At 65.7% G+C, this 24,048-nt stretch carries 22 protein-coding genes; 5 read left to right on the top strand and 17 right to left on the bottom strand.

Annotated elements, in window-relative coordinates:
• Positions 1-3: 3 nt before the first annotated feature.
• Positions 4-1,719 carry a sensor N-terminal transmembrane domain-containing protein gene (locus RLN94_RS19465; protein WP_350127682.1) on the bottom strand — a complete coding sequence of 572 codons (1,716 nt, stop codon included), beginning with the start codon at positions 1,717-1,719 and terminating at the stop codon, positions 4-6.
• On the bottom strand, positions 1,719-2,420 hold the full coding sequence (locus tag RLN94_RS19460; RefSeq protein WP_300893768.1) for a response regulator transcription factor: 702 nt from the start codon (positions 2,418-2,420) through the stop codon (positions 1,719-1,721). The genes RLN94_RS19465 and RLN94_RS19460 overlap by 1 nt, the downstream gene beginning before the upstream one ends.
• Before the next feature lie 371 nt (positions 2,421-2,791).
• Here RLN94_RS19460 and RLN94_RS19455 point away from each other — a divergent pair, with 371 nt between their 5' ends.
• Together RLN94_RS19455 and RLN94_RS19450 are read left to right on the top strand one after the other, a co-directional pair.
• Positions 2,792-4,396 carry a phosphoenolpyruvate carboxykinase gene (locus tag RLN94_RS19455; RefSeq protein WP_350127685.1) on the top strand — a complete coding sequence of 535 codons (1,605 nt, stop codon included), beginning with the start codon at positions 2,792-2,794 and terminating at the stop codon, positions 4,394-4,396.
• Positions 4,397-4,456: 60 nt separating this feature from the next.
• The gene (locus RLN94_RS19450; RefSeq protein ID WP_350127688.1) at positions 4,457-4,963 is read left to right on the top strand and encodes a DUF3859 domain-containing protein; all 507 of its coding nucleotides are present in this window, start codon (positions 4,457-4,459) and stop codon (positions 4,961-4,963) included.
• A gap of 3 nt (positions 4,964-4,966) precedes the next feature.
• On the opposite strand, the gene RLN94_RS19445 is transcribed toward RLN94_RS19450, so the two are convergent.
• From RLN94_RS19445 to RLN94_RS19430, 4 genes are all read right to left on the bottom strand, one after another.
• Positions 4,967-5,416, bottom strand: a complete 450-nt coding sequence (locus tag RLN94_RS19445) for a YtoQ family protein (protein WP_350127691.1) — start codon at positions 5,414-5,416, stop codon at positions 4,967-4,969.
• 80 nt (positions 5,417-5,496) lie between these two features.
• Positions 5,497-7,896 (bottom strand): phenylalanine--tRNA ligase subunit beta, encoded by a 2,400-nt coding sequence (pheT, locus tag RLN94_RS19440; RefSeq protein WP_350127694.1) that lies wholly within the window; start codon positions 7,894-7,896, stop codon positions 5,497-5,499.
• 148 nt (positions 7,897-8,044) lie between these two features.
• Complete coding sequence (locus tag RLN94_RS19435) at positions 8,045-8,761, bottom strand: 2-dehydro-3-deoxygalactonokinase (protein WP_350127697.1); 717 nt, start codon at positions 8,759-8,761, stop codon at positions 8,045-8,047.
• Complete coding sequence (locus RLN94_RS19430) at positions 8,758-9,174, bottom strand: protein tyrosine phosphatase family protein (protein ID WP_350127700.1); 417 nt, start codon at positions 9,172-9,174, stop codon at positions 8,758-8,760. Before RLN94_RS19430 ends, RLN94_RS19435 begins: the two co-directional genes overlap by 4 nt.
• A 132-nt stretch (positions 9,175-9,306) precedes the next feature.
• Here RLN94_RS19430 and RLN94_RS19425 point away from each other — a divergent pair, with 132 nt between their 5' ends.
• Entirely contained in the window at positions 9,307-12,834 is a 3,528-nt protein-coding gene (locus tag RLN94_RS19425; RefSeq protein ID WP_350127703.1) for a hydantoinase B/oxoprolinase family protein, read from the top strand.
• Positions 12,835-12,907: 73 nt separating this feature from the next.
• The gene (locus RLN94_RS19420) at positions 12,908-13,171 is read left to right on the top strand and encodes a hypothetical protein (protein ID WP_350127706.1); all 264 of its coding nucleotides are present in this window, start codon (positions 12,908-12,910) and stop codon (positions 13,169-13,171) included.
• Between the two features lie 9 nt (positions 13,172-13,180).
• On the opposite strand, the gene RLN94_RS19415 is transcribed toward RLN94_RS19420, so the two are convergent.
• From RLN94_RS19415 to RLN94_RS19370, 10 genes are all read right to left on the bottom strand, one after another.
• Positions 13,181-13,624: a molybdenum cofactor biosynthesis protein MoaE gene (locus RLN94_RS19415; RefSeq protein ID WP_350127709.1), complete on the bottom strand. Its 444-nt coding sequence runs from the start codon at positions 13,622-13,624 to the stop codon at positions 13,181-13,183.
• A 5-nt stretch (positions 13,625-13,629) separates the two neighbouring features.
• Positions 13,630-13,875, bottom strand: coding sequence for a molybdopterin converting factor subunit 1 (gene moaD / locus RLN94_RS19410; RefSeq protein ID WP_350127712.1), 246 nt, complete (start codon positions 13,873-13,875; stop codon positions 13,630-13,632).
• Between the two features lie 4 nt (positions 13,876-13,879).
• Positions 13,880-14,539 carry a CDP-diacylglycerol--glycerol-3-phosphate 3-phosphatidyltransferase gene (gene pgsA / locus RLN94_RS19405; RefSeq protein WP_350127715.1) on the bottom strand — a complete coding sequence of 220 codons (660 nt, stop codon included), beginning with the start codon at positions 14,537-14,539 and terminating at the stop codon, positions 13,880-13,882.
• Positions 14,540-14,736: 197 nt separating this feature from the next.
• A complete protein-coding gene (gene uvrC, locus RLN94_RS19400; RefSeq protein WP_350127718.1) occupies positions 14,737-16,608 on the bottom strand; it encodes an excinuclease ABC subunit UvrC in 1,872 nt (623 codons plus the stop codon).
• Positions 16,609-16,894: 286 nt separating this feature from the next.
• Complete coding sequence (locus RLN94_RS19395) at positions 16,895-17,677, bottom strand: SDR family oxidoreductase (protein ID WP_350127721.1); 783 nt, start codon at positions 17,675-17,677, stop codon at positions 16,895-16,897.
• Positions 17,678-17,687: 10 nt separating this feature from the next.
• Positions 17,688-18,650 carry a calcium/sodium antiporter gene (locus tag RLN94_RS19390; RefSeq protein ID WP_350169463.1) on the bottom strand — a complete coding sequence of 321 codons (963 nt, stop codon included), beginning with the start codon at positions 18,648-18,650 and terminating at the stop codon, positions 17,688-17,690.
• The gene (locus RLN94_RS19385; protein WP_350127726.1) at positions 18,647-18,817 is read right to left on the bottom strand and encodes a hypothetical protein; all 171 of its coding nucleotides are present in this window, start codon (positions 18,815-18,817) and stop codon (positions 18,647-18,649) included. The genes RLN94_RS19390 and RLN94_RS19385 overlap by 4 nt, the downstream gene beginning before the upstream one ends.
• Before the next feature lies 1 nt (position 18,818).
• On the bottom strand, positions 18,819-19,616 hold the full coding sequence (locus RLN94_RS19380) for a S49 family peptidase (RefSeq protein ID WP_350127729.1): 798 nt from the start codon (positions 19,614-19,616) through the stop codon (positions 18,819-18,821).
• Between the two features lie 180 nt (positions 19,617-19,796).
• A complete protein-coding gene (locus RLN94_RS19375) occupies positions 19,797-20,558 on the bottom strand; it encodes an ABC transporter permease (RefSeq protein WP_350127732.1) in 762 nt (253 codons plus the stop codon).
• A complete protein-coding gene (locus RLN94_RS19370) occupies positions 20,555-21,487 on the bottom strand; it encodes an ABC transporter ATP-binding protein (RefSeq protein WP_350127735.1) in 933 nt (310 codons plus the stop codon). Before RLN94_RS19370 ends, RLN94_RS19375 begins: the two co-directional genes overlap by 4 nt.
• A gap of 274 nt (positions 21,488-21,761) precedes the next feature.
• Here RLN94_RS19370 and RLN94_RS19365 point away from each other — a divergent pair, with 274 nt between their 5' ends.
• Complete coding sequence (locus tag RLN94_RS19365; RefSeq protein ID WP_350127738.1) at positions 21,762-22,448, top strand: SGNH/GDSL hydrolase family protein; 687 nt, start codon at positions 21,762-21,764, stop codon at positions 22,446-22,448.
• Positions 22,449-22,535: 87 nt separating this feature from the next.
• Here RLN94_RS19365 and RLN94_RS19360 read toward each other — a convergent pair whose 3' ends face one another.
• Entirely contained in the window at positions 22,536-23,987 is a 1,452-nt protein-coding gene (locus RLN94_RS19360; RefSeq protein WP_350169473.1) for a Do family serine endopeptidase, read from the bottom strand.
• Between the last annotated feature and the right edge of the window lie 61 nt (positions 23,988-24,048).

The following is a 24,048-nucleotide window of genomic DNA, read 5'->3' as shown; positions in this document are numbered from 1 at the left end:
GGCTCAGACCGGCAGGCCGACGACGAAGCGGGCGCCCAGCGGGTCGGAGGTGAGGTCGGCATCGGTGGGGCGGATGTTCTCGGCCCAGATGACGCCGTCATGCGCCTCGACGATCTGCTTGGAGATCGACAGGCCGAGGCCGGAATTGTTGCCGAAATCCTTCTCGGAGCGCTGGGAATAGAAGCGCTGGAAGATCTTGGTGAGCGCCTGGTCGGGGATGCCGGGGCCGGTATCCTCGACCACGACGACGACGCGGTTCTCGCGCTTGCGGGCCCAGAGGCGGATGGCGTCGCCATCCTCGCAGAAGCTGATGGCGTTGGTGATGAGGTTGACGAAGACCTGTGCCAGCCGCCCTTCGAGGCCGGTGATGATGATCGGCTCTTTCGGGAAGTCGGTGATGAACTCGACGCCCTTCTTCTCGGCTTCCTCGCCCAGGTATTGCGACAGGTTGGTCAGCATGCCGATCAGGTCGAAGGCTTCCTGTTCCTCCTTCACCAGCTCGCTGTCGAGGCGGGAGGCGTTGGAGATATCGCTGACCAGCCGGTCGAGGCGGCGCACGTCATGCTCGATCACGTCGAGAAGTTTAGAGCGCTGATCCTCGCGCTTGGCGAGCCGCATGGTGCCGACGGCGGAGCGGAGGGAGGCGAGCGGGTTCTTGATCTCGTGCGCCACGTCGGCCGCGAATTGTTCGTTGCCGTCGATCCGGTGGTAGAGCGCCGCGACCATGCCCCGGAGTGCGCCGGAGAGGCGGCCGATCTCGTCGGGGCGGGCCGTCAGGTCGGGGATGCGGATGCGTCCGCCCTGCCCGCCCTTGGCGCGGTTGCGGGCGCCGCCCACTTCGGCGGCTGCGGCCAGCTCGGCCAGCGGGTTGGCGATGGTGGAGGCGAGGATCAGGCTGAGCCCGACGGATACCAGCGTCGCGACAAGGAACATCTGCAGCACGCGCTCGCGCTCGATCCGGACAAGCTGATCGATTTCGCCGGTGGTGTTGGCGACGGCGACCACGCCGACGGGCGTGTCGCCCTGGATGATCGGCGAGGCAACGGAAAAGACCGAGCTGTGCACGTTCTGACCGCGGCCGACGCTGGTGCCGTTCTCGAGCGTGGGAGAGACCAGCGCGCGCACCTGTTCCTCGACGCTGGGGGGCGGGCGGCGCTCGGACTCCGGCGAGAACGGGGCCGAAACCCGGTCCCACACCCAGGAGATCGCGTCGGTGATATAGGTCGGGTGGCGGTCGGCCGGCGTCTCGTAGCCGTCGGCGCTGCTTTCGACATGGCCGGCCAGACGGCCGTCGGGGTCGAAGACATAGACCTCGATCCCCGGGCGCAGGTCGATCCCCTCCAGCGTGGCATCGACATCGATACCGTCGCCGGTGGCAAGGCTGACCGGGGCGGCCGAGGGAAGCTGCGCCTCGAACACGTCGGCGATCAGCTCGGTCTCGCTGGCGAGGCTGTCGGCGCGCTGCTGCGCCAGCCCGTCGCGCGACGAGTTGAGATAGAGGATGCCGGCGACGAGGACGTTCAGGGCGATCAGGTTGAAGGTGATGATCTTGCGGGTCAGTGAGGCCCCGCCACGCGAAAAATAGCCCCGCTTCTCGCGGCGAATACGAACCTCGTCTTCGACCACGTTCTCCGGGGCTACGAAATCATCTCCGAGGACGACGCCATCGTCGTCAGAGAGCGACTGATCGCGCACGTTTATCCCCTCGGCCAGCGCCATTATTCTTCGTTATAACGGTACCCGATCCCGTAAAGCGTCTCAATGGCCGAAAACTCCGGATCGACCATCCGCATCTTCTTGCGGAGGCGCTTGATATGGCTGTCGATGGTGCGGTCGTCGACATAGACCTGGTCGTCATAGGCCACGTCCATCAGCTGATCGCGGCTTTTGACGAAGCCAGGGCGCTGTGCCAGCGCCTGCAGCAGGAGGAATTCGGTCACGGTGAGCGACACGTCCTGCCCTTTCCAGGCGACGGCGTGGCGCAGCGGGTCCATCCGCAGCTCGCCGCGTTCGATCACCTTGGTATCCTCGGTATCGGCGACGATCTCGCCGGCGTTCGCCTCCTGCCGGCGCAGGAGCGCGCGGATGCGTTCGACCAGCAGCCGCTGCGAGAAGGGCTTCTTAACGTAGTCGTCGGCGCCCATGCGCAGGCCCAGCACCTCGTCGATCTCGTCATCCTTGGAGGTCAGGAAGATCACCGGCATCGAGGTTTTCTGGCGCAGGCGCTGGAGCAGGTCCATCCCGTCCATCCGCGGCATCTTGACGTCGAGAACGGCCATGTCGGGCAGCTTCTTGCTGAAGGCGTCGAACGCCTGCTGGCCGTCATTATACGTATCGACCTCGAAGCCTTCGGCCTCGAGCGTCATGGAAACGGACGTCAGAATATTTCTGTCATCGTCCACAAGGGCGATTCTTGACATGATGTGATCCCTTTAGCTGCCCAAATTGCCTGCTTTTTTCGGCATTATGCGCCTTTTCGCCATTTTTAATCAATCCCTAAGTGCGAATCAGCCGTCGGGACGCCGGTATTTGAGGCCGAAAATGCTTAGGAATGGCTAAATTGACTCACCCCTGCCGCATTCAATCCGGCCCATTTGGCGGTCTGCCGCTCTGGTTGCGCTAACTTCGCGTTGGTTGCGCTAACTGCGTGAAAGCGTCCTGTTCAATCAAGAAACCGTCATGTTAAGAGCCAATCGCGAGGCGACGCGCATCGCCACACCGGACGTGACCGGTGGCGAGTTTTTCTGGGCCGGCCTCGGCACGGCCACCGCGACCAAGGAGTTTGCAGAACATGGCATTCGGACGGGTAAACCCGCAATTCCGGCTGGAGGATCAAGGCATCACGGGGCTGGAAAATGTCCACTACAATCTCATCGAGCCGGCCCTGATCGAGGCGGCGCTGCGCAACGGCGAGGGGCGGCTGGGCCGCGGTGGCACGTTCCTGGTGTCGACCGGCAAGTTCACCGGCCGGTCCCCCAAGGACAAGCACGTCGTCAAGACCGACAGCGTTGCCGACAGCATATGGTGGGAAAACAACGCCGCGATGAGCCCGGAAGGCTTCGACAGGCTTTATGACGACATGCTGGCCCACATGAGCCAAAGCGGCGGCACCTACTATGTTCAGGATCTCGTCGGCGGGGCCGATCCGGCCCATTCGATCAACGTGCGCATGGTTACCGAGCTGGCCTGGCACGGGCTGTTCATCCGCCACATGCTGCGCCGCCCCGAGCGCGAGGCGCTTGACCGGTTCGTCGCCGATTTCACCGTCATCAACTGCCCCAGCTTCAAGGCCGACCCGAAGAAGCACGACTGCCAGTCGGACACGGTGATCGCGCTGAACTTCGACCGCAAGGTCATCCTGATCGGCGGCACGGAATACGCCGGCGAGAACAAGAAATCGGTCTTCAGCCTGCTCAACTACATACTGCCGGAAAAGGGCATCATGCCGATGCACTGCTCGGCCAACCATGCCCGGGGCAACCCGGTCGACACCGCCATCTTCTTCGGCCTTTCGGGCACCGGCAAGACCACCCTGTCGGCCGACCCCGAGCGCATCCTGATCGGCGATGACGAGCATGGCTGGTCGGATCGCGGCACCTTCAACTTCGAGGGCGGCTGCTATGCCAAGACCATCAACCTCGACCCCGAGGCCGAGCCGGAGATCTATGCAACCACCTCCAAGTTCGGCACCGTGATCGAGAACATGGTCTATGACGAGGACACGCTGGAGCTGGACTTCGCCGACGATTCGCTGACCGCGAACATGCGCTGCGCCTATCCGCTGGAATATATCTCGAACGCCTCGTCCAACGCGCTTGGCGGGCATCCCAAGAACATCATCATGCTGACCTGCGACGCCTTCGGCGTGCTGCCGCCGATCGCGCGGTTGACGCCGGCGCAGGCGATGTACCACTTCCTGTCGGGCTTCACCGCCAAGGTGGCCGGCACCGAGCGTGGCGTGACCGAGCCCCAGCCGACCTTCTCGACCTGTTTCGGCGCGCCCTTCATGCCGCGCCGGCCGGAGGCCTATGGCAACCTGCTGCGCGAGAAGATCGCCAAGCACGGCGCGACCTGCTGGCTGGTCAATACCGGCTGGACGGGCGGCGCCTATGGCACCGGCTCGCGAATGCCGATCAAGGCCACGCGCGCCCTGCTGACGGCCGCGCTGGACGGGTCGCTGTCGAAGGTGGATTTCCGCAAGGATCCGAATTTCGGCTTCGAGGTTCCGATCAAGGTGCCGGGCGTGCCGGAGGTTCTGCTCGACCCGCGCCGGACATGGGGCAACCCCGAAGGCTACGACGCGCAGGCCGCCAAGCTGGTGAAGATGTTCGCGGACAACTTCGAACAGTACCAGCCGTATATCGACGACGACGTGAAAGCGGCGGCGATCGGGTAGGGGCGGAGCTCTCCGATGGTTCGGGCCACGCATAAAGGTTTCGCGAAAGCGGCCCTGTGCGTGGCCCTTTTCGTTTGCGGCACGCCGCTTGCGGCCAACCCTGACACCAACGGGGTCGCGCAGCTTGAATACGGCTACATGTGCAAGGTCCCGACGGACGAGGAGATGGTGGCCGAGGATACCATCTCGGGCACCGTCTCGCTTGTCACCGACCCGCCGCCCTTCACCTATCGCGGCACCACCGTACCGGCGGAACTCGGCGTGGAGTTCGGCGTGCGGGTGCAGGTGTTGCCGGAGTTCGAGGGGCCGGCCACCGTGCATGTGGAGCACCCGCCGCACGGCGCGGCGGGGATCACCCATGAAAGCTGGCAGACCTACCTGTCGGCCAATGACATGGGCTATGCCAGCTTTTCCTTCGAGGCGGATTACGAAGTGACGCCGGGCACCTGGACGATGTCGGCCACCTCCAACGGCCGGGTCATCTATTCGGTGACCTTCGACGTGGTCGCGCCGATGGGCTCGGCCACCGACGCGATGGGCTGCAACGAGCCGGATTTCGTGTCCTGAGCCTCAGCCCGGCAGCGAGCCTTCGAGAACGTAGCGGAGGATATCGACCACCTGCCCCGGCTCGCGCGCCACGGCCATTGCGGCGGCGTCGACCTCCTTCAGGGCGTGGTCGTGTTCGGGCGGTTGCAGGATGATGAGCGACTTGCCCAGCGCACTGGCGACACCGGCATCGAAGGCGGCGTTCCACTGCTTGTACTTGTCGCCGAAGCGGACGACGACGACATCCGCCTCCTCGATCCCCTTGCGGGTGCGGATGGAATTGACCAGCGCGCCCTTGCGGTCATGCCAGAACTTGTCGTCCTCGGCGCCGAGGATGGCCACCCCGCAATCGTCGGAGGCGCCATGATCGGTCACCGGTGAATTGAACCAGACGTCGAGCCCGTGGGCCCCGTCGACGATCTGCTGACGCCAGTCGGTGTGGATCTCGCCGGACAGGTATACTTTCAAACCCATGGTGTGCTGTCTCCTATTCGGTGTGGTCAAAGGGATGGCACCGGGCGAGACGGGGTCGCCCCCTCCCCCGGCGGGTCACGTCACTTGCGCAGCACGCCGCCGGTGGCCTTCTCGACCTTCTCGACGATCTTCTGCGAGACGGAGTCGATATCGGCCTCTTTCAGGGTGCTGTCGGTTGGCTGCAGGCGCACGGTGATGGCGAGGCTTTTCTTGCCCTCGCCGAGGCTGCCGCCGATGAACTCGTCGAACACGCGCACGTCCTCGATCAGCGCCTTGTCGGCGCCGGCGGCGGCGTTGACGAGGTTGAGCGCCTCGACCTGCGCGTCGACCACGAAGGCGAAGTCACGCTCGACCGCCTGAAGCCCGCTCACCTCGAGCGCGCCGCGGCTGGCGCCGGCCTTGCGGGGCAGCGGCACCTCGGCGGGCCAGATGGTGAAGCCGACGACCGGGCCTTTCACGTCCATCTCGCGCAGCACCTTGGGGTGCAGCTCGCCGAAGACGGCCAAGACCTTTTTCGGGCCAAGGCAGATCTTGCCGTGCCGGCCCGGGTGCCACCATTCGCGGGCGCCGCGCAGGATCTGCACCTTGGCGGGGGCGCCGATGGCCGACAGCACCGCCTCGGCATCGGCCTTGGCGTCGTAGAGATCGACGTTGCGCGACTGGCCGTGCACGTCCTTGGGCCCGGTGCGGCCGACAAGGATGCCGGTGGCCAGCAGGTGCTGTTCGCCGGGCTCGCCGCCGTGGAAGGCGTGGCCCACCTCGAATAGCGCCATGTCCATGATGCCGCGCGCCTGGTTGCGGGCGGCGGCCTGCAACAGGCCGGGCAGCAGCGCCGGGCGCATGTGGCTCATTTCCGAGCTGATGGGGTTGGCCAGCATCTCGGCATCGGTGCCGCCGCCAAAAAGCTCGGCCGCGGCCTTGTCGATGAAGCTGTAGGTGACGCATTCGTTGTAACCCAGCGCCGCACAGGTGCGCCGCGCGATCTGCTCGCGCTTCTGGATCGGGCTGAGGATCGGCTTGGGCACGCCGGCCGACATGCGGCGCATCGGCTTGCCCTGCAGCTTGGTGAGCGAGGCGACGCGGGCCACTTCTTCCACCAGGTCGGCCTCGCCCATCACGTCGGGGCGCCAGCTGGGGACATGGGCCATGTTGCCCTCGAGCCGGAAGCCGAGGCGGGTGAGCGTCTGGCGCTGGTCGCTTTCGGGGATGTCCATGCCGACGAGGGATTGCACCCGCGCCGGGTCGAGCCGGTAGGCACGGCTGACATCCGGCACCTCGCCCGCGACGACCACGTTGGAGGGCTCGCCGCCGCAGAGATCGAGGATCATCTGCGTGGCCAGTTCATGCCCTTCCATGTTGAACTCCGGGTCGATGCCGCGCTCGTTGCGGTAGCGGGCGTCGGAGTTTATCTTGAGCGCGCGGCCGGTATGGGCGATCTGGATATGGTCCCAGACGGCGGCCTCGAGGAAGACATTGGTCGTCTCCTCGGTACAACCCGTGGCGAGCCCGCCCATGATGCCGCCGATGCTCTCGATGCCCTCGTCGTCGGAGATCACCACCTGCCCTTCGGAGAAAGTGTAGGTTTTCTCGTCGAGCCCGGTCAGCGTCTCGCCGCCCCTGGCGCGGTGGATGCGGAGATTGCCCTTCACCTTGTCGGCATCGAAGACGTGGAGGGGGCGGTTGCGGTCATGGGTGAAGAAGTTGGTGATATCCACCAGCGCCGAGATCGGGCGCAGGCCGATGGCGCGCAGCCGGTCCTGCAGCCACTGGGGGCTGGGGCCGTTCTTCACGTTCCGGATCAGCCGGCCGGCGAAGACGTGGCAGCCATCCTGGCGCGTGTCGGGGTCGATGGTGACCTCGATCGGACAGGGGAACTGCCCCTCGACATGAGCCTGGGGGGCGGGCTTCATCGTGCCGATGCCGCGTGCGGCAAGGTCAAGCGCGATGCCCCGCACGCCCAGCGCATCGGGGCGGTTGGGGGTGATGGCGATCTCGATCACCGGGTCGACCTTGGCCGGGTCGTTCTCGGCCAGCCAGTCGGTGAAGCTCTGGCCGACCTCGCCCGAGGGCAGCTCGATGATGCCGTCATGTTCCTCGGAAAGCTCCATCTCGCGCTCGGAACACATCATGCCGAAGCTTTCGATGCCGCGGATCTTGCCCACGCCGATCGTGGTGTCGATGCCTGGCACGTAGACGCCGGGCTTGGCGATCACCACCGTGATCCCCTCCCGCGCGTTGGGCGCGCCGCAGATGATCTGCTTCTCGCCCTCGTCGGTTTCCACCTGGCAGACGCGGAGCCGGTCGGCATCGGGGTGCTGCTCGGCCTTGACGACCTTGCCGATGGTAAAGGCCGACAGCCGGGCGGCGGGGTTCGAGATTTCCTCGACCTCAAGCCCGAGATCGGTCAGCGCCTCGGCAATCTCGTCGACCGTGGCGGTCGTTTCAAGGTGGTCTTTGAGCCAGGAGAGGGTGAATTTCATCGTGCGTCTTCCGCCGGTTTTTCGAACTCACGCGGGCTTTAGCGGATAAGCCGCGGTGTTGGAAGGGGGCGCTGCCCCCGACGTTGAAACCCCTTGGGTTTCAACGCCTCCCCCGGGTTTTTTCCGGCCAGAAGAAGCCCGGGGTGGATTACATGCCCAGGGCCTTGCCCACGGCGGCGAGGCCGGGGGCGAGAAGGTCGTCGGGGCTGTGGGTTTCGCAGGGGACGCCCTGGGTCTTGAGCGCGGTGGCGACGGGGGCCGGGGGCGGCGCGATCACGGCGACCTGCTGGCCCAGCCAATAGGGGCGGGCGGCGGCGAGTTCGGCGCCGATGAGGTGGCCGGTGAGGGCCTGCCTGTTGCCGGAGACCTCGGCCGCGCGGAGATGGGCGGCGAGGCGTTCGGGGCGGCTGAGACTGTCGGCCATGGCGTCGGCATCCGGGGATTCGGCCCCGCCCAGCGCGTCGACCAGCCGGGGGGTGAGGAAGCTTTGCGAACTGACCGCCTCGCCCGCGCTGAGCTGGATCCAGTGGCTGACCGGGCCTTCGGTGGCGGCGATCACGCCGTCCCAGTCGGGGCGGGTCGCAAGGAAGCCGGCAAGCCAGAGCCGGACCCAGCCGCCGATCACGTCGGCCGGGGCTTTCTGGCTGAAGCCGGGCAGGCCGGGGCCTGCCTTGGGCAGGATCGGGGCCGGCAGGGCGGCGGGGGTGCCGTCGCCGATGCGCAGGAGGCGGTCGGCGGGTTCGGAGAGCGCCTCGAGCGCCGCGGCTTCGCTGCCGGCGGCGACCTGCTCGAGCAGCCTGTCGCCCTGCATGGCGCAGGCGCGCACCCCTTCGGGGGCGAGACCCAGCGCGACCCAGCCGGTCATTGCGCGTTGAGTTGGCGCAGAAGCCCCGACACGTCATAGCCCGCCGCCGCGGCGCGGCGTTCGATCTCGGTATCGTCCATGGTGCCGTGCTGGGACAGGGCCCAGAGCATGGTGCAGCGCGTGCCCGAGCGGCAATAGGCCAGCATCGGCTTGGGCATGGTGTCGAGCGCGGCGCGGAACTCGTCGAGCGCTTCGGGGGTGATCATACCGGAAACGATCGGCACGGTGCGGACCTCGAGCCCCTCGGCCTCGGCCGCCTCGGCGATCAGGGCGTAACCGGTCTGGCCGGGCTCTTCCCCGTCCGGGCGGTTGCACATGACCGAGCGGAATCCGGCCCCCGCGATCTCGCGCATGTGCTCGACGTCGATTTGCGGCGAGACGGTGTAATCATCGGTGATTTGGCGCAGGTCCATGGGCGGACTCCCGTTGACAGCAGTTGGCGGCATTAGCGCTGAAAACCGCACCGATTTCAATGCCATCCGGCGTTGACTTTTGTCCGCACGGCGCCAAACCTTGCCTGACGCGGGGTGAGGAGGCACGAGCGCATGGGCGAGGCCCGGTGGGAATTCTGGATCGACCGGGGCGGCACCTTCACCGATGTGGTGGCGCTGGCGCCCGATGGGCGCGTACATACCCACAAGCTGTTGTCGGAGAATCCCGAGCGCTATCGCGATGCCGCCGTGCAGGGCATTCGCGAGGTGATGGGCGAGGCGGGGAATTTCGCCGACGGGTCGATCCGCGCGGTGAAGATGGGCACGACGGTGGCGACGAACGCGCTTCTGGAGCGGAAGGGCGAGCGGGTGCTGCTGCTGATCACGGAGGGGTTTCGCGACCTGCTGCGGATCGGCTACCAGACGCGGCCAAGGCTGTTCGACCTGCATATAAGGCGGCCCGACCTGCTGTATGAAGAGGTGGCGGAACTGGACGAGCGGCTGGATGCCGACGGCGCGGTGGTGCGTCCGCTGGACGAGGACAAGGCGCGCATCACGCTGCAGGGGGCGTATGACCGGGGCATCCGGGCCGTGGCGGTTGCCGGGCTGCACGCTTATCTCAACCCCGAGCACGAGCGGCGGGTGGCGGATATCGCGGCCGGGATCGGGTTCACCCAGATCACCGCCAGCCACCAGGTCAACCGGCTGGCCAAGCTGGTGGGGCGCGGGGATACGGCGGTTGTGGATGCGTATCTCTCGCCGTTGCTGCGGCGGTACGTGGAGCAGGTGGCCGATGCGCTGGACGTGGGGCGGGCGTGCGAGGCGCTGTTGTTCATGCAGTCGAATGGCGGGCTGACCGATGCGCGACTGTTCCAGGGGAAGGACGCGATACTGTCGGGCCCGGCGGGCGGGATCGTCGGCATGGTCAAGACCGGCGAGGCGGCGGGGCATGACCGGCTGATCGGGTTCGACATGGGCGGGACATCGACGGATGTGAGCCATTACGCCGGCGATTACGAGCGGAGCTTCGAGACGGAAGTGGCGGGCGTACGGATGCGGGCGCCGATGATGGATATTCACACGGTGGCCGCCGGGGGCGGCTCGATCTGCAAATTCGAGGACGGGCGGTTCCAGGTGGGGCCGGAGAGCGCCGGGGCCGATCCGGGGCCGGCGTGCTATCGGCGGGGCGGGCCGCTGGCGGTGACGGATTGCAACGTGATGCTTGGGAAGCTCAACGCGGCGCATTTCCCGGCGGTGTTCGGGCCGGAGGGGGATGAACCCCTCGATGCCGAGGTGGTGCGGGCGCGGTTTGCCGAGTTGGCAGAGACGGTGGCGGCGGAGACCGGGGAAGCGGCGCGCAGCCCGGAGGAGATGGCGGAAGGGTTCCTGCGCATCGCCGTCGACAACATGGCGAACGCGATCAAGAAGATCTCCGTTCAGCGCGGCCATGACGTGACGCGTTATACCCTGCAGTGTTTTGGCGGTGCCGGCGGGCAGCATGCCTGCCTGGTGGCGGATGCGCTGGGGATGCGGAAAGTGCTGATCCATCCGCATGCCGGGGTGCTGTCGGCCTATGGCATGGGCTTGGCCGAGGTGCGGGCGATGCGGGAGGTGCAGATGGATGCGCCGCTGGCGGAGGTCGGAGCCGCGCGGGAGGCGCTGGAGCGGAACATCGCGCGGCGGGCGCATCTGCGGTACGAGGGCGCGCACCAGGCGCTGGACGTGGCGTTCGGGGCGGAAGAGGAGATGCGCGAGGGCTTCGAGGCGGCGCATCGGCAGCGGTTCGGCTTCGCCTCGCCCGAGCGGGAGATCGTGTTCGAGATGCTGAGCGTCGAGGCGATCGGGCGGACGGGGCAGAGCCCCGGCGCGGCCCTGCCGGAGGGGGATGGCAGGCCGGTGGCGCAGGTGCCGGTTCATATCGAGGGCGAACGGCGGGAGGTGCCGCTGTATGAGCGGGAGCGGCTGTCGCCCGAGAGCCGGATCACGGGGCCGGCGATCATCACGGAGCCAACGGGCACCAACGTGGTCGAGCCGGGCTGGGCCGCGTCGGTGGACGGGATGGGCAACCTGCTGCTCGAACGGGTCGAGGCCAAGGCGCGGGAACACGCGGCGGGAACGGAGGTCGACCCGGTGCTGCTGGAGGTGTTCAACAACCTGTTCATGTCGGTGGCCGACCAGATGGGCGCGACGCTCGAGAACACCTCGGCCTCGGTCAATATCAAGGAGCGGCTGGATTTCTCCTGTGCCATCTTCGACGCGCGCGGCGACCTGGTGGCGAACGCGCCGCATGTGCCGGTGCATCTCGGGTCGATGTCGGATTCCATCAAGACGGTGATGCGGCTGAACCCCGACGTGGCGCCGGGCGATGCCTATGTGCTGAACTCGCCCTACAATGGCGGCACGCATCTGCCGGATGTCACGGTGGGGACGCCGGTTTTCGTGGGCGACAAGCCGGTTTTCTGGCTGGGCTCGCGCGGGCATCATGCGGATATCGGGGGGCGCACGCCCGGCAGCGCGCCGCCCGACAGCCGGCATATCGACGAGGAAGGCGTGCTGATCGACAACGTAAAGCTGGTCGATCAGGGCAGGTTGCTGGAGCAGGAGGCGGAGGCGTTGCTGGCGTCTGGGCGCTATCCCTGCCGGAACATCCCGCAGAACATGGCCGACCTGAAGGCGCAGATTGCCGCGAACGAGACCGGGCGGCAGGCGCTTCTGAAGGTGGTCGACAATTTCGGGCTGGACGTGGTGCGGGCCTATATGGGCCATGTGCAGGACAATGCCGAGGAGAGCGTGCGGCGGGTGATCGACCGGCTGAAAGACGGGCGGTTCACCTACCCGATGGATCATGGCGCGGTGATCGAGGTGAAGGTGACGGTGGATGCGAAGAACCGCGAGGCCACGATCGACTTTACCGGGACGAGCGCCCAGCACGAGGGGAATTACAACGCGCCCAGGTCGATCTGCCGGGCGGTGGTGCTGTACGTGTTCCGCACGATGGTGGGGGCGGAGATCCCGCTGAACGAAGGATGCCTGAAGCCCTTGAACATCGTGATCCCCGAGGGCTCGATGCTGAACCCGGTCTACCCGGCGGCGGTGATTTCCGGCAATACGGAGGTGAGCCAGGCCACCTGCAACGCGCTCTACGGGGCGCTGCACGTAATTGCGGGATCCCAGGCGACGATGAACAATTTCGTCTGGGGCAATGACCGGTTCCAGAATTACGAGACGATCGCGGGGGGCACCGGCGCGGGGCCGGGGTTCGACGGGTGCGACGCGGTGCAGACGCATATGACCAATACGCGGATGACCGACCCGGAGATTCTCGAGAAACGGTTCCCGGTCAGGCTGGAGGAGTTCTCGATCCGGCCCGGATCGGGGGGTGCGGGCCAGTGGCGCGGCGGACATGGGGTGATCCGGCTGTTGCGGTTCCTGGAGCCGGCGACGGTGACCACACTGTCGAATCACCGGATCATTCCGCCTTTCGGCGTGGATGGGGGAGAGCCCGGCAAGGTGGGGCGCAACTGGGCCGTTCTGCCCGATGGGGAGCGGCGCGAGATGGGTGGAAATGACGAGATAGACCTGCCCGCGGGAAGCGTTTTCGGCATGGAAACCCCCGGCGGCGGCGGATGGGGCGCGCCATAACCCGCCGATCCGGCTTTGACAGAAAGATGAAATCGCGCGACACTGTGCTACCTCCAGTGGAGGAGGACCCGGAATGATCAGGAAGATCACCCTTGTGCTGCTGTCGCTGGGCTTTGTCCTGGGCGGGGTGGCGTTTGTCCTGAACGAATTGAACCTCGCCACCGGAAGCGGCGATCAGGATCATATCTATGCCGCGCTGTTCGGTGGCGGATTGCTGGGATTCATCGGCGTGGTTCTGTTCATTGCCGGGTTCCGGAAACGCGAAGACGACGGGGACAGGTACTGGGCGGTGGGCGGCTCGACCCTGGCCGACGATTCGGAGGACTACCGCGACTGAGCGCCGCCGTTACCAGCGGGTCAGCGCGTCTTCATCCTCGTCGCGGGCGGCAACCCAGTCCGATCCGTCCTGCGCCACTTCCTTCTTCCAGAAAGGCGCGCGGGATTTCAGGAAATCCATCAGGAACTCCGCCGCCTGGAACGCATCGGCCCGGTGCGGGGCGGCGGTGGCGACCATCATGATCATCTCGCCCGGCGCGAGCGGCCCGTAACGGTGGATGACCAGCAGGTCGCCGGTGTGCCAGCGGCCGGCCGCCTCCGACGCGATGGCCTCGATCGCCTTTTCGGTCATGCCCGGGTAATGCTCGATCTCCATCGCGCGCAGGCCGCCCCCCTCCAGGTCGCGGACGATGCCGGTGAAGGTGACGACCGCGCCCATGCCCGCCTGCCGCGCGGCGAAGGCGCCGGCCTCTGCACCGAAATCGAAGGGCTCTACCTGAACGCGGATCTCCATGCGCCTCAGCCCCCGGTCATTGGCGGGAAGAACGCCACCTCGCGCACACCGTCGAGGGGGGCGTCGAAATCGGAAAGCTGCTGGTCGACCGCCACGCGCAGCGCCGAGAGGTCAGCAAAGGCGGCGGCATAGCGCTCCTCTCGCCCGCGCAGATCCTCGACCAGCTCGCGCACTGTGCCGGGGGGCGTTTCGATGCGGTCCTTGGGGTGGCCGATGCGTTCGCGCACCCATGCGAAATAGAGAACATCCATCGCGTCAGTCCTTCAGAAACGGGGTCGCCTTGCGGAAATAGTCGAACCCGGTGATCAGCGTCAGCGCCGCGGCGATCCAGAGCAGCCAGAGACCCACATGGCCCGACCAGACCATGCCGGTCATCTTCCATTGCAGGCCGTGCAGGTCTTCCTCCTGTCCGCGGAGGATGGCATCGACGAGGTTCTGATCCATGCCTGCGGTGCTGGCCCAGAGGTAGTGTTCGAACACGCCCTGGGCAAAGAGGACGGCGATGGCGATCATCTGGGCGGTGGTCTTCCACTTGGCGAGCCTGGTGACCTTGAGTGTGCCGGCGGTGTCGCCGAGGAATTCGCGCAACCCGCTGACGAACACCTCGCGGAAGAGGATCACCGTGGCCGGCAGCACCAGCCAGGGCGACATGCTGGAATAGCCCACGATCACCATCAGCGCGATCACCACCATCGCCTTGTCTGCGATGGGGTCGAGCATGGTGCCGAGCTTGGTGGTCTGCTTCCACATCCGGGCGAGGTAGCCGTCGAAATAATCGGTAATCGCCGCGCCCACAAAGAGGACCAGCGCGAACCAGTCGGCCCAGGGCCGGGTGAAATAGAGAAACATCACCGCCACCGCCGGCGCCGCCAGAAGCCGGAGGGTGGTGAGCACGTTTGGTATGGTCCATGTCATGGGGCCAGTCTTAGACCTTTCCGGAGGCACGGGAAAGGTCAAGCGTCGGTCTGGCATGAGCCGACCTTGCCGCTTGTCCTGCCGTGCTCCTCGTCAGTGTGACCCGCCTGTCGGGCCGTACGGTTGGAAATCGCGGAGGCGATGAGGAACGGGGATGAGGTAAGCACGGGCGGTCACCGTGGAAACCCCTGCGTGGCCTACCCCTTCTCGTGGAAATAGTCGTAGACCTTCTGAGCCAGACCTTCCGAGACGCCGTCGACCGCCTTGAGGTCGCTCAGGGCCGCGCGGCTGACGGCCTTGGCGGAGCCGAAATGGGTGAGCAGCGCGCGTTTGCGGGCGGCGCCCACGCCGGGGATGTCGTCGAGCGGTGAGGCGGAAACGCCCTTGGCGCGTTTCGCGCGGTGGGTGCCGATGGCGAAGCGGTGGGCCTCGTCGCGCAGGCGCTGGATGAAGTAGAGCACCGGGTCGTTGTGGAGCAGCGCCGTGGGGCGCTTGCCGACACGGTGGAATTCTTCCTTGCCGTGGTCGCGGTCGATGCCTTTGGCGACGCCGACCATCGGGATGTCCTGCACACCCATCTCGCGCATGATCTGGGCCACGGCGCTCACCTGCCCTGCCCCGCCGTCGATCAACAGCAGGTCGGGCCAGTGCCCTTCCTCCCGGTCGGGATCTTCCTTCAGCAGGCGCTTGAAACGGCGGGTCAGCACCTCTTTCATCATGCCGAAATCGTCGCCAGGGGTAAGGTCGTCGCCGCGGATGTTGAACTTGCGGTACTGGTTTTTCATCAGCCCGTCGGGGCCGGCAACGATCATGGCGCCGACGGCATTGGTGCCCTGGATATGGCTGTTGTCGTAGACCTCGATGCGTTTCGGCGGCTCGTCCAACTCGAACGCCTCGGCCAGCCCCTTGAGCAGCTTCGCCTGCGTCGCCGTCTCGGCCATCTTGCGGGCGAGGCTTTCGCGGGCGTTGCGGAGCGCGCTGTCGACCAGCTCGGCCTTTTCGCCGCGCCGGGGCACAAGGATCTCGACCTTGCCGCCCCGCTTGCCCGAGAGGGCGTCGGCCATCAGGTCTTCGTTCTCGATCGGGTGGGAGAGGATTACCTGACGCGGCGGTTCCTTGTTGTCGTAGAACTGGCCGAGGAAGGCCTCGAGCACCTCGGCCTCTTCCACATCCGCCCCGACGCGCGGGTAGAAATCGTTGTTGCCCCAGTTCTGCCCGGCGCGGATGAAGAAGACCTGCACGCAGGCCTGTCCGTTCTCGAGATGCAGCGCAAGCAGGTCGGCCTCTTTCACGGTGCGGGGGTTGATGCCCTGGGCCGTCTGCACCTGGGTCAGCGCCTTGATCCGGTCGCGCAGGGCGGCGGCGCGCTCGAACTCCATCTGTTCGGAGGCGTCCATCATCTGGGTCTTCAGCTTCTCCTGCACATCCGTGGAGCGGCCGGAGAGGTAGCGCTCGGCGTCCCGCACTTGCGCGCCGTAATCCTCTTCCGAGATGTAGCCGACGCAGGGCGCGGTGCAGCGCTTGATCTGGTATTGAAGGCAGGGGCGCGTGCGGCTTTCGAACATCGAATCCGAGCAGTTGCGGAGCTGGAAGACCTTCTGAAGCTGCGCCAGCGTCCGGTTGACCGCGCCGGCGCTGGCGAAGGGGCCGTAATAGGCGCCCTTCTCCTTCTTGGCGCCGCGGTGCTTCTTGATCATCGGGTAGGGGTGCGCCTTGGTCACCATGATGTTGGGAAAGCTCTTGTCGTCGCGCAGGAGCACGTTGTAGCGCGGCTTCAACTGCTTGATGAGGTTCTGTTCGAGCAGCAGCGCCTCGGTCTCGGTCGAGGTGGTGAGGAACATCATCGACGCGGTTTCGCGGATCATCCGGGCGATGCGCGGGGTGTGCCCGGCGGGCCGTGCATAGTTCGACACCCGCGCCCGCAGGTTCCGCGCCTTGCCGACATAGAGCACGCGCGCCTGGGCATCGAGCATCCGGTAGACGCCCGGCGACGCGTCGAGCGTCTTCAGGTAGCCCTGAATGACGGAATGGCCGGTGCGCGGCGCGGTTTGCGAGGTTTGCTCGGTCATTGGGAGTACTTGATGATTCTTGGGCCGGGCTGCAATCTTAACCGGGTGAGATCAAGAGGAAAGCTTTCCACGATTCCTGTGGACAACTCTGCGGACAACTTCTTGGCATACCAAAATTTCCGTTGTTTTTGGCTGAGTTCCTTAACCTGCTTAAATTTTAGGCAGTTTTTCAACATATTGGAATCGTTGGATAAAAAACTGTATATACAGCAATCTACTGAAAACATTAAACTTTTTGTAACGCTTCCCTCACGGGTGCGTGACAGGTGTACAACTTGTCGCAGGCTCAGGGTTCGACACCCTGGATATCGGGTGTCTGCCAGCCAAGATGCTGGCCGCCGTCGACGCAGATCAGCTGGCCGGTGACGGCGCGGGCATCGAGCAGGTAGCCCAGCGCGGCGGTGATGTCGGTGGCATCGGCGCCGCGTTTCAGAACCGTCGCCTGACGCTGCCGGCGGAAGTGGTCGTCGCTCTGCCGGTGGCCGATGATCGTGGGGCCCGGCCCGATGCCGTTGACCCTGACCTTCGGCGCCAGCCCCTGCGCGGCGGTGCGCGTCAGGGTCCAGAGGGCCGACTTGGCGATGGTGTAGCTCATGAATTCCGGCGTCAGCTTGCGGACGCGCTGGTCGATCATGTTGACGACGAGGCCTTGCGCCACCGGTTCGCCGTTCTCGTCCGTCTCGGGCTCGGGCACCTGGGCCGCCAGCGCCTGGATCAGGACGAAGGGCGCGCGCAGGTTGCTTTCGAGATGCCGGTCCCAGCTGTCGCGGGTGGCGGTGTCGATCCTGTCATACTCGAAGATCGAGGCGTTGTTGACCAGCGTCAGGATCGGGCCGTCCAGCGCCTCGGCCGCGCGGGGAAGAAGCGCCTGCACCTCGTCCTCGACCAGCAGGTCGGCCTGCAGCGCTACGGCGCTGCGACCCATCGCTTCGATCTCGTCGACCACCTCGGCGGCGGCGTCGGCGGAGGTGGCGTAATGCACCGCCACGTCATGCCCGCGCCGCGCCAGTTCCAGCGCCATCGCCCGGCCCAGCCGCTTGCCCGCCCCTGTCACCAATGCCCGTGCCATGCGCGCCTCTTCAGCTCAGTACGACGAAAACGTAGACGAGATAGAGCACCGTCAGGACAATGCCCCAGAGCCGGTTGATATCCATCTTCAGGAAGACGAACGGCCCCAGCAACAGCGAGGCCGCCAGCATCACCCACAGGTCGAATTGCAGGAACTCGGCATCGACCGGGATTTCACCGATCATCGTGGTGATGCCGATGATGGCGAGCAGGTTGAACAGGTTCGACCCGATCACGTTGCCCAGCGCCACATCGGCCTGACGGCGGAGTGCGGCCATCACGGTGGTGGCCAGTTCCGGCAGCGAGGTGCCCAGCGCCACCAGCGTCAGCCCGATGACCGAGTCGCTGACGCCATAGCGCCGCGCGATGATCGAGGCGTTGTCGACCAGCAGGTCGGCGCCCAGCGGCAGGCCGACGAGGCCCAGCACGAGGAAAACGAAGATCTGCCACCATGGCATGTCCGGATCGGCGCCCTCGACCTCTTCCTCGTCATCGGGGTCGAGCGCGGCGGCGGCACAGGCCCGGCGGTGGTTGCGCGCGTCGCGGAAGGCGTCGGCCAGTACGTAGCCCAGCAGCGCCAGCAGCACGAGGCCCGCGACCATGTCGAACGTGCCGCGGAAGGCGAGGCCGATGAAGATCACCGTCGCGCCGATCATGAACAGGTAGGTCTTGCGCGTGTCGCACTGGCTGGTGTACAGGCCGGAGATGAGCGCCGGCACCCCCAGCACCAGCAGGATATTGGCGGTGTTGGAGCCCACCACGTTCCCCAGCGCGAGCCCCGGCTTGTGGTCGAGCACGGCATTGAGCGAGATCAGCAGTTCCGGCGCCGAGGTACCGAAGGCAACGATCGTCAGGCTGACGATCAGCGCCGGGATGCCCACCCGCAGGCTGAGGTTCACCGCGCCTTTCACCAGCGCGTCGCCCGCCAGCAGCAGGATGAGCAACCCGAGTCCCGCGTAGAGCCACGGCATCATTTCGGTTTGCCTTTCCGGCAGTCGCACGGGCCCTTGCCAAGGCGGAACCGGCCGCAATTGCTGCAGCGCGCCGACGCGAGCTTCTGCTGGCCGGGGAACCTCAGCTTGCCGAACATGGCCATGACCACCATGAAGACGAGGAAGAGTATGACGATCTTGACGATCACGTCAGAGTCCGAAGCGGGCGAAGGCGGCCCGCTCCTCGATCGTGTCGATGGCATCCTGCGCCATGGTCGCGCCGAAACGCTGGAACAGGCTGCGTTTCTTGCCGTAGCGGGCAAAGCGCACCTTGTCGCCGTAGAGCGCCTTCAGCTTGGGCGCCACATGCGCCACCCCGTCGACGAGGCCCAGCTCGACCGCGCGCGCGCCCAGCCAGAACTCGCCGGTGAACAGGTCCTGCCGGTCGGCCAGACGGTCGCCCCGGCGCGACTTGACGTAAGCCGTAAAGGTCTCGTGCATCTGGTCGAGCAGGGATTTGAGGCGTTTGACGTCCTCTTCCTTCTCGGGGAGGAACGGGTCGAGCATGCTTTTCGACTTGCCGGCCGTGTAGACGCGGCGTTCGACCCCCTGCCGGGCGAGCAGGACATGCGCGCCGAACCCGGCCGAGATCACCCCGATCGAGCCCACGATCGAGCAGTCGTCGACCCAGATGTCATCGGCTGACGCCGCCAGCCAGTAGCCGCCCGAGGCCGCCACGTCCTCGACGAAGGCGTGCACGGGAATGCCCTTTTCCTCGGCCAGCCGGCGGATGCGCGCGGCGATGAGCGAGGATTGCACGGGCGAGCCGCCGGGCGAGTTGATCACCAGCGCCACCGCCTTGGGCTTACCGCGCTTGAAGGCCTTTTCGATGATCGGGGCCATCGCCTCGTCATTGAGCTGGGCGCGCCCGCCCGTCCCGATGGCACCATTCAGGCGGATCACGGCGACAAGCGGCCCGCGGTCGACAAGGGGCAAAGAAAGCTTCATCCGCCCGATGTAGATTGCGGGGGCCGGCATAACAAGGCGCGGCGGCCCGCTGTTTTACCCGCAGGAGGAAAAAAACTTGTGCGCGAGGCACATTATTGCACTGGCGCCCTCTGCGGCACCGTCGGAAGGGGCCCCTCCCGGTCTTTCATCTTTCCAGAAATACTCACATCCCGACGGGCGTTACGAGCGTATCCGCCAGCCGGTCTTGAAGATCAGCCAGATGATCCCGATGCAGATCGCCGTGAACAGCCCGATGGCGAAGAGGCTGAAGCCGATGGCCACGTCGGCCTGTCCGAAGAACGACCAGCGGAAGCCCGAGATCAGGTAGACCACCGGGTTGAACATGGTGATCGTCTGCCAGACCGGCGGCAGCATCGAGATCGAGTAGAACGAGCCCCCGAGGAACACCAGCGGCGTGATGATCAGCAGCGGGATGAGCTGAAGCTGTTCGAAGTTCTTGGCCCAGATGCCGATGATGAACCCGAAGAGCGCGAAGGAGATGCAGGTCAACAGCAGGAAGGCGATCATTGCCAGCGGATGCTGGATGTTCAGGTCGACGAAGAAGGCCGAGGTGCCGAGGATCACGATGCCAATGAACAGCGCCTTGGTCGCCGCGGCGCCCACGTAGCCCAGCACGATCTCGAGGAAGTTCACTGGCGCGGAGAGCAGTTCGAAGATCGTGCCGATGAATTTCGGGAAGTAGATGCCGAAGGAGGCGTTCGAGATGCCCTGGGTCATCACCGTCAGCATGATCAGCCCCGGCACGATGAAGGCGCCATAGCTGACCCCCTCGACCTGGTCGATGCGGCTGCCGATGGCGGCGCCGAAGACGACGAAGTAGAGCGAGGTCGAAATGACCGGCGAGATGAAACTTTGCAGCAGCGTGCGGAAGAAGCGCGCCATTTCGAAGGTGTAGATTGCGCGGATGGCGGTCAGGTTCATGCCGCGTCCTCCTCGTTGACGAGGCTCACGAAGATTTCCTCGAGGCTGGATTGCTTGGTCTGGAGGTCTTTCAGCGCCACGCCCTTCTCCGACAGGGTCTGCAGCAGCCGGGTGATGCCCGTGCGCTCGGCGTTGGTGTCGTAGGTATAGGTCAGCGCGCGGCCGTCGGGGGCGAGGTCGAGGTGATACTCCTCGACGCCCTCGGGCACCGCGTCGATCGGCTCGGTCAGCTCGATCCGCAGGCTCTTGCGGCCCATCCGGGTCATCAGTTCGGATTTCTCCTCGATCAGAAGGATCTCGCCCTTGTTGATCACGGCGACCCGGTCGGCGATGGCCTCGGCTTCTTCAATATAGTGGGTGGTCAGGATGATGGTGACGCCGCTTTGCTTCAGCCCCGCCACCACGTGCCACATGTCGCGGCGCAGTTCGACATCGACCCCGGCGGTGGGCTCGTCAAGGAACAGCACGCGCGGCTCGTGACACAGCGCCTTGGCGATCAGCACGCGCCGCTTCATCCCGCCCGACAGCTCCATCACCTTGGCATTGCGCTTGTCCCAGAGGGAAAGCTGCCGCAGCGTCTTTTCGATGAAGGCGTCGTCGCGCGATTTGCCGAACAGCCCGCGCGAGAAGCGGACGGAGTTGATGACCTTCTCGAAGGGCTCCAGCGCGATTTCCTGCGGAACCAAACCGATCATCTGCCGCGCGGCGCGGTAGTCGGTCAGGATATCGTGGCCGCCCACGCGGGCGCTGCCGCCGGTGGGGGTTGTGATGCCGCAGAGCGCCGAGATCAGGGTGGTCTTGCCCGCGCCGTTGGGGCCAAGCAGGGCCAGGATTTCGCCTTCCTCGATCTGCAGCGACACGCCTTTCAGCGCCTCGAATCCGCCCTCGAAGGTCTTGCGCAGGTCTTTGACATCGACAATGGGGGCCATGGTTTCACCTGTTCGCGACTGGTAATCCGGTCAACCTAACTTTCGCGCTGGGAAGTGCAATTGGCCCTGACCGCAGTGCGAACTGTGCGAAAATCGTGGAATCGTGAGGATTCACCGCAACTGTTTCCCCCGCACGAACAGGCCCGTCCGAATTTTGTTGAGAATCAAACACTTTGCTGCCACGTTCTCTTTCTGGGGGCGTCACGGTCGAAGATGAAAGCTTGATTGCTTTCACATTTCTCTTCGGTTGTTCAAGAGTCGGACGTCTGTTGCCATGAATATTTCCAGTTTGTTCAAGCTGGCCGCCGCGGCCCTGTTGCTGGCCGGTTGCGGCGAATCCGTCAGCCGCGATCACCCTTCCCGTATCCTTTTCGTCGGCGACTCGATGCTGGCCTCGCACCGGATGTCCGACCGGGCGGTGGCCGATGCCGTCGAGCAGGTCCTGCGCGAGCCGGTGGTCGATCGGTCGGTGATCGGCGCGCGCTTCTTCTATCCGCTTCCGATCTCGGGCAGCGCGGGACTCAACATCACCAAGCAATACGTGCCCGGTCAATGGGACTGGGTCGTGGTCAATGGCGGCGGCAACGACCTGTGGCTGGGCTGTGGCTGCGTGGTGTGCGACGGCAAGCTGAACCGGCTGATCTCGAAGGACGGGCGCAAGGGGCGCATCCCCGGCTTCCTGTCGGACCTGCGCCGGTCGGGGGCACAGGTGGTCTATGTGGGCTACATGCGCAGCCCCGGGCGCGGCTCGCTGATCGAGCATTGCCGGGACGAGGGCACCGAGCTGGAGCGCCGGGTCGAGAAGCTGGCCGCCCTCGACAACGGGGTGCATTTCCTGTCGCTCTCCGACCTCGTACCCGAGGGCGACGCGTCCTATCACGCGCTCGACATGATCCACCCCTCGATCAAGGGCAGCAACGCCATCGGTCAGATGGTGGCGAATATCATCGAAGGCCCGTAGGCGACCCGAGAGCGGAAGGACACATGAAAACAGCCCCGGAGTGACCTCCGGGGCTGTTCTGTTTTTCCGTCTGTTGGCGAGGGCCGGTTACTCGTTGCTCTCGCTGCTCTCGCCGCTGTCTTCCAGCGACAGGGCCACGAAGCGCGGCTCGCCGGCGCGGCGAACGAGAAGCAGGAGCGACTTGCGCCCAGCTTCCCGCGCATCGCTGATGCGGTCCTCGAAATCGCCGATGGCGCGCAGCTTCTGCTGGCCGGCCTCGGTGATCACGTCGCCGGCCCGCATGCCCTTCTCATAGGCCTCGGACAGCGTGTCGATGTCCTTGACGACAAGGCCGGTGGCCTCGGGGTCAAGCTCGAGCTGGCCGCGCAGTTCGTCGTCGAGCGGCGCCAGGGTCAGGCCGAGCACGGTTTTCTCGGCCTCTTCCTGGGCCTCGGGCTCATCCTCGCCCTGCTGAGCGGCGGGAATGGCGCCTTCGGCCTCTTCACGGCGGCCAAGCTCGACCTTGAGCGTCTTGGTCTTGCCGTCGCGGAAGACGACCACGCGCACGGTCTTGCCAACCGGGCTGTTGCCGACCTGGCGGACCAGGCTGCGGGTGTCGGTCACGTCCTTGCCATCGAAGGACATGATCACGTCGCCGGCTTCCATGCCTGCCTCGGCGGCCGGGCCTTCGGGCACGTCGGTGACCAGGGCGCCCGCGACCTTCTCGAGGCCGATCGCCTCGGCCACGTCGTCGGTCACGTCCTGGATGCGGACGCCGAGCCAGCCGCGGCGGGTTTCGCCGAATTCCTTGAGCTGGTCGACCACGCGGGTGACAACGTTCGAGGCCATCGAGAAGCCGATGCCGATCGAGCCGCCGGTGGGCGACAGGATGGCGGTGTTGACGCCGATGACCTGGCCGTCGAGGTTGAAGAGCGGGCCGCCCGAGTTGCCGCGGTTGATGGCGGCGTCGGTCTGGATGTAGTCATCGTAGGTGCCCGACAGCGCCCGGTTGCGGGCCGAGACGATCCCGGCGGAAACCGAGAAGCCCTGCCCCAGCGGGTTGCCCATGGCGATCACCCAGTCGCCCACGCGGGCGGTGTCGCTGTCGCCGAAGCTGACGAAGGGCAGCGGCTTGTCCGTATCGACCTTCAGAAGCGCGATATCGGTCTTGGGGTCGGTGCCCACGACTTCCGCCGTCAGCTCCTCGCACGAGTAGAACTCGATGATCACCTCGTCGGCGCTTTCGATGACGTGGTTGTTGGTGACCACGTAGCCGTCTTCCGAGATCACGAAGCCCGAGCCCAGCGCCGAGGTGCGGCGGGGCCGGTCGCCGTTGCGATCCTGGAATTCACGGAAAAAGTCCTCGAAGGGCGAGCCTTCGGGAACGATCGGCGAGGGCCCTGTGCCCTGCGCCACCACGGTGGACGTGGTGATGTTGACGACCGCGGGGCTGACCGTGTCAGCGAGGTCGGCAAAACTGTCGGGGCGCGCCTGTGCCGCGATGGCCTGGGCAATGACGAGGCCCATGGCGAGCGCCGTCAGCCAGAAGGCCCGCAGCATGCCGCGGTCGTCCCGGGTTTTGGTGATGGTTTTTGCTGTCAATGGAAACTCTCCTCCGGAT

It is taken from the genome of Roseovarius sp. (genome assembly GCF_040223625.1).
GTDB lineage: Bacteria > Pseudomonadota > Alphaproteobacteria > Rhodobacterales > Rhodobacteraceae > Roseovarius.
Note: the sequence above shows the minus strand (reverse complement) of the source record. Positions and strands in the feature narration are given on the sequence as shown.